This window comes from Streptomyces sp. NRRL F-5755 (genome assembly GCF_001279365.1).
In the GTDB taxonomy this organism is placed as follows: Bacteria; Actinomycetota; Actinomycetes; order Streptomycetales; family Streptomycetaceae; genus Streptomyces; species Streptomyces rimosus.
In genome coordinates this window covers 1-3,953 of record NZ_LGCW01000113.1, presented here as the reverse complement: position 1 = coordinate 3,953, position 3,953 = coordinate 1, and the positions used below count along the sequence as shown (strand labels likewise).

The window sequence follows — 3,953 nt, the reverse complement described above, 5'->3', positions numbered from 1 at the left end:
ACAGTGCGGTCAAGAGGGTGTCCAACTGGGTCGTCACAACCCCGATGCTGGACACCCTCCCCGCGTCTGCGAACCCCGCATTCGGAACTACTCGTCTAGCTCCGCCGGCGTACCCACCGATGGCGGCACCGTCAGGTCGACGGGCGATCCATCCTCCGATACACCGACCGCAACACCTGCTCCTTCGCCGGACCCCCCACCCTCCACACCAGATGCCACTCCCCCTCAGAGACAACCGTGAATTCGCCCTCGTAGAGATCGGCGGCGCAGGGGTGCCGGGTGAGCCAGTGGCCGGAGCGGAGGTCCAGGTCGTGGAAGGGGCGGCCGTCGGTGAAGGTGATGGTGGCGGTGCCGTTGGGGTGGGGGTGCAGGTGGAGGGTGCGGGTGGCGGGGGTGGTGGTGCCGTTCCAGGTCAGGTGGCCCTCTTCGGCGTGGAGGAGGGGGGTGCCGCCGGGGGTTTCGGGGTGGAAGTGGGCGGTGCCGTGGAAGGTGCCCTGCGTATGCGTACGGGCGTCGAGCACGGTGCGGTCGATGGTCCACCGGCCGGCCAGGTACACGGCGGCGTCCGGGACCGGGTGGCGGACGGGTGCGGGCGTGCCGTCGTGCTCTGTCGACATGGCGCCATTGTCCCCGGTGGCGGCTCCGGCGCGGCGGGCGGGCCGCCGGACAATTGCGGTGCGTCCGTGTCCGCCGGGTCAGTAGGGTGCCGCGGGGCCGGGGATCCGGCCCGGGCCGGACGGCGGAACGTACGAGGAGAACGGTGTGAGCGCAGTGGGCGGCGGGGCGCGCCGGGCGCGGCAGGTGCTGGTGTTCGATGCCGACGACACGTTGTGGGAGAACAACGTGATCTTCGAGCGGGTCATCGAGGAGTTCCTGACCTGGCTGGACCATCCGGAGCTGGGGCGGGACGGCGTACGGTCCCTGCTGGACGAGATCGAGGCGGCCAACGCGGCGGTGCACGGCTACGGCAGCAAGGTGTTTCTGCGCAGCCTCGGCGAGTGTGTGCGGCGGGTACGGCGGCGGGAGGCCGACGAGGGAGAACTGGCCCGGATCGCGGGCTGGGCGCGGGCCTTCGAGGCGGACGAGGTGGAGCTGATCCCGGGGGTGGCCGAGACGCTGGCGGAGCTGGCCGGGCGGCACCAGCTGCTGATGCTCACCAAGGGCGACGCGGCGGAGCAGCGCCGGAAGGTGGAGATGTCGCGGCTGGCGCACCACTTCCGTGACGTACGTATCGTGCCGGAGAAGAACGTGGGGACGTATCAGGAGCTGGTGCGGACGTACGCTCTGGCGCCGTCGGCCACCTGGATGATCGGCAATTCCCCGAAGTCGGACATTCTGCCGGCCCGGGAGGCGGGCCTGAACGCGGTGTTCATCCCGAACGACAACACGTGGGTGCTGGAGCACGGCGTACTCGATCCGGCCGATGAGAAGGTGCTGCGGCTGGAGAGGTTTGCGGAGCTGCTGCGGCACTTCTGAGGGAGGAAGGGGGCAGGTGATGGGAGAGGTCATCGAGGGGCCGCGGGTCTCGTGTGTGTTCGTGTGTCACGACGGGGGCGGGAAGGTGCTGCTCGCGCGGCGGGGCGCGGGGGCCCGGGACGAGCCGGGGACGTGGGACTGCGGTGCCGGGGCGCTGGAGTTCGGTGAAAGCTTCGAGGCGGCTGTGACGCGTGAGGTGTACGAGGAGTACCGCGCGACGCCGCTGGAGATCGCGCAGCTCGGGGTGCGCAATGTGCTGCGCGGCGAGCCGGTGGTGTCGCACTGGGTCGCCGTGGTCTTCGCGGTCCGGGTGCGCCCGGACGAGGTGCGGATCGGGGAGCCGCACAAGTTCGACGAGCTGGGCTGGTTCGCGCCCGGCGCGCTGCCGTCGCCGCTGCACTCGCAGTGCAGCGGGACGCTGGCGCTCCTCCCGCAGGGGTGAAGGGCGGCGCACGGGGAGGGCCGTGCGCCGCCCGGGGCTTCGTCACATCGGTTCGGTGTCGGTCAGTTCGCCGTCCAGGGCGAGCCAGCGGGTGATGCCGATCTCCCGGAGGAACGCCAGGTCGTGGCTGACCACGATCAGCGCGCCCCGGTAGGAGTCCAGCGCGGTGAGGAGCTGGCGCACCGACGCCATGTCGAGGTTGTTCGTCGGCTCGTCCAGCATCAGGAGCTGGGGCGCGGGTTCGGCCAGCATCAGCGCCGCGAGGGCGGCCCGGAAGCGCTCGCCGCCGGAGAGCGTGCCCGCCCGCTGGTCGGCACGGGCGCCCTTGAACAGGAACCGCGCCAGGCGGGCCCGTATCTGGTTGTTGGTGGCATCCGGCGCGAACCGTGCGACGTTCTCGACCACGGTCAGCTCGTCGTCGAGGACGTCCAGCCGCTGCGGCAGGTAGCGGTGCGGTACGTACATCCCCGCCGTGCCCTCCTCGGGCGGGATCTCGCCCGCGAGCGTCCGCAGCAGTGTGGTCTTGCCGGAGCCGTTGCGCCCGGTCAGCGCGATCCGCTCTGGGCCGCGCAGTTCGAGGTTCGCGTACGCGCCGTAGCGCGCCCGCAGTTCTCGTACGGTCAGCACCTCGCGGCCCGGCGGCACCTCGGTGCGCGGCAGGTCGACGCGGATCTCGTCGTCGTCCCGTACCGCCTCGGCGGCCTCGCCGAGGCGTTCCCTGGCCTCCTTGAGCTTCTCGGCGTGCATCGTGCGGTGTTTGCCGGCGGAGACCTGGGCCGCGGCCTTGCGGCTGTTCATGACGATCTTCGGCTCGCGCTTCTGGGCGTACATCTTGTTGCCGTAGCGGACCCGGCGCGCCAACTTGACCTGCGCGTCGCTCAGTTCGCGCCGCTGCCGCGCCACGTCGGCCCCGGCGACCCGCAGCATGCGCTCGGCCGCTTCCTGCTCCACGGCGAGCGCCTGCTCGTACGCGGTGAAGTTGCCGCCGTACCAGTGGACCTCGCCGCCGCGCAGGTCGGCGATGCGGTCCACCCGGTCGAGCAGTTCGCGGTCGTGGCTGACCACGACCAGGGCACCGGACCAGCCGTCCACAGCACTGTAGAGCCGTTGGCGGGCGGCCAGGTCCAGGTTGTTGGTCGGCTCGTCCAGCAGGAGCACGTCCGGGCGGCGCAGCAGCAGCGCGGCCAGCCGCAGCAGGACGGACTCGCCGCCGGAGACCTCGCCGACGGTGCGGTCGAGGCCGATGGCGTGCAGGCCGAGCTGGTCGAGGGCGGCGCGGGCGCGCTCCTCGACATCCCAGTCGTCGCCCACGGCGGCGAAGTTGGCCTCGCTGACGTCGCCGTTCTCGATGGCGTGCAGGGCGGCGCGGGTTTGGGCGATGCCGAGGGCCGCGTCCACCCGCGTACGGGTGTCCAGGGCGGCGTTCTGCGGCAGGTAGCCGATCTCGCCGGTGACCTTCACGTCCCCTTCGGCGGGTTGCAGTTCCCCGGCGAAGAGCTTCAACAGGGTTGACTTCCCCGCCCCGTTGAGGCCGATGAGTCCGGTGCACCCGGGGCCGACGGCCAGGTCGAAGTCCTCCAGGACGGGGGTGCCGTCGGGCCAGGCGAAGCCGAGGCCGGTGCAGACGATGGCGGCGGAGGTGGCAGAAGAGGTGAAAGAGCTGGAAGAGGTGGTCATACGGGTCTCCTCGGTGCGCGCGGAGGTACGGGGGGACGGCGCGGGAGACACCACGGGAAGGTCCACGAGAGCCGGGCCGACGGCACCGGGAAGGGTGCGGGCGGGGCGGGCGGGAGGCGGGCCGGACAGTGCGGATCGCCGAGGTCGTGGACAGGGCCGCACAGCGGGTGCCGGACGCGCTCTTCGCGCGCTCTCGCACCTCGCGCCGTGGGCGCGGTGTCTCATGACCTCAGACGAGCAACGGCCTTCTCCTGTCGACGGCAATGGGGCCGAGAAGAACGGTAGGGGCGCCGCCACAAAAATGCAAACGCTATTTTCGTTGCGTTTGAGGGTGGGGTTGGGGGGTGGGGTTGGGGGG

General features: G+C 71.4%; 4 protein-coding genes. 2 read left to right on the top strand and 2 right to left on the bottom strand.

Annotation, left to right across the window (positions count from 1 at the left end; translation table 11 throughout):
* Positions 1–131 precede the first annotated feature (131 nt).
* Positions 132–617, bottom strand: a complete 486-nt coding sequence (locus ADK86_RS13085; RefSeq protein WP_053696747.1) for a DUF6314 family protein — start codon at positions 615–617, stop codon at positions 132–134.
* A gap of 154 nt (positions 618–771) precedes the next feature.
* Here ADK86_RS13085 and ADK86_RS13080 point away from each other — a divergent pair, with 154 nt between their 5' ends.
* Both ADK86_RS13080 and ADK86_RS13075 read left to right on the top strand, forming a co-directional pair.
* The gene (locus tag ADK86_RS13080; protein WP_053696746.1) at positions 772–1,476 is read left to right on the top strand and encodes an HAD family hydrolase; all 705 of its coding nucleotides are present in this window, start codon (positions 772–774) and stop codon (positions 1,474–1,476) included.
* A gap of 19 nt (positions 1,477–1,495) precedes the next feature.
* Complete coding sequence (locus tag ADK86_RS13075; protein WP_053696745.1) at positions 1,496–1,918, top strand: NUDIX hydrolase; 423 nt, start codon at positions 1,496–1,498, stop codon at positions 1,916–1,918.
* Between the two features lie 42 nt (positions 1,919–1,960).
* On the opposite strand, the gene ADK86_RS13070 is transcribed toward ADK86_RS13075, so the two are convergent.
* Positions 1,961–3,595, bottom strand: a complete 1,635-nt coding sequence (locus ADK86_RS13070) for an ABC-F family ATP-binding cassette domain-containing protein (protein ID WP_053696744.1) — start codon at positions 3,593–3,595, stop codon at positions 1,961–1,963.
* Positions 3,596–3,953: the final 358 nt, after the last annotated feature.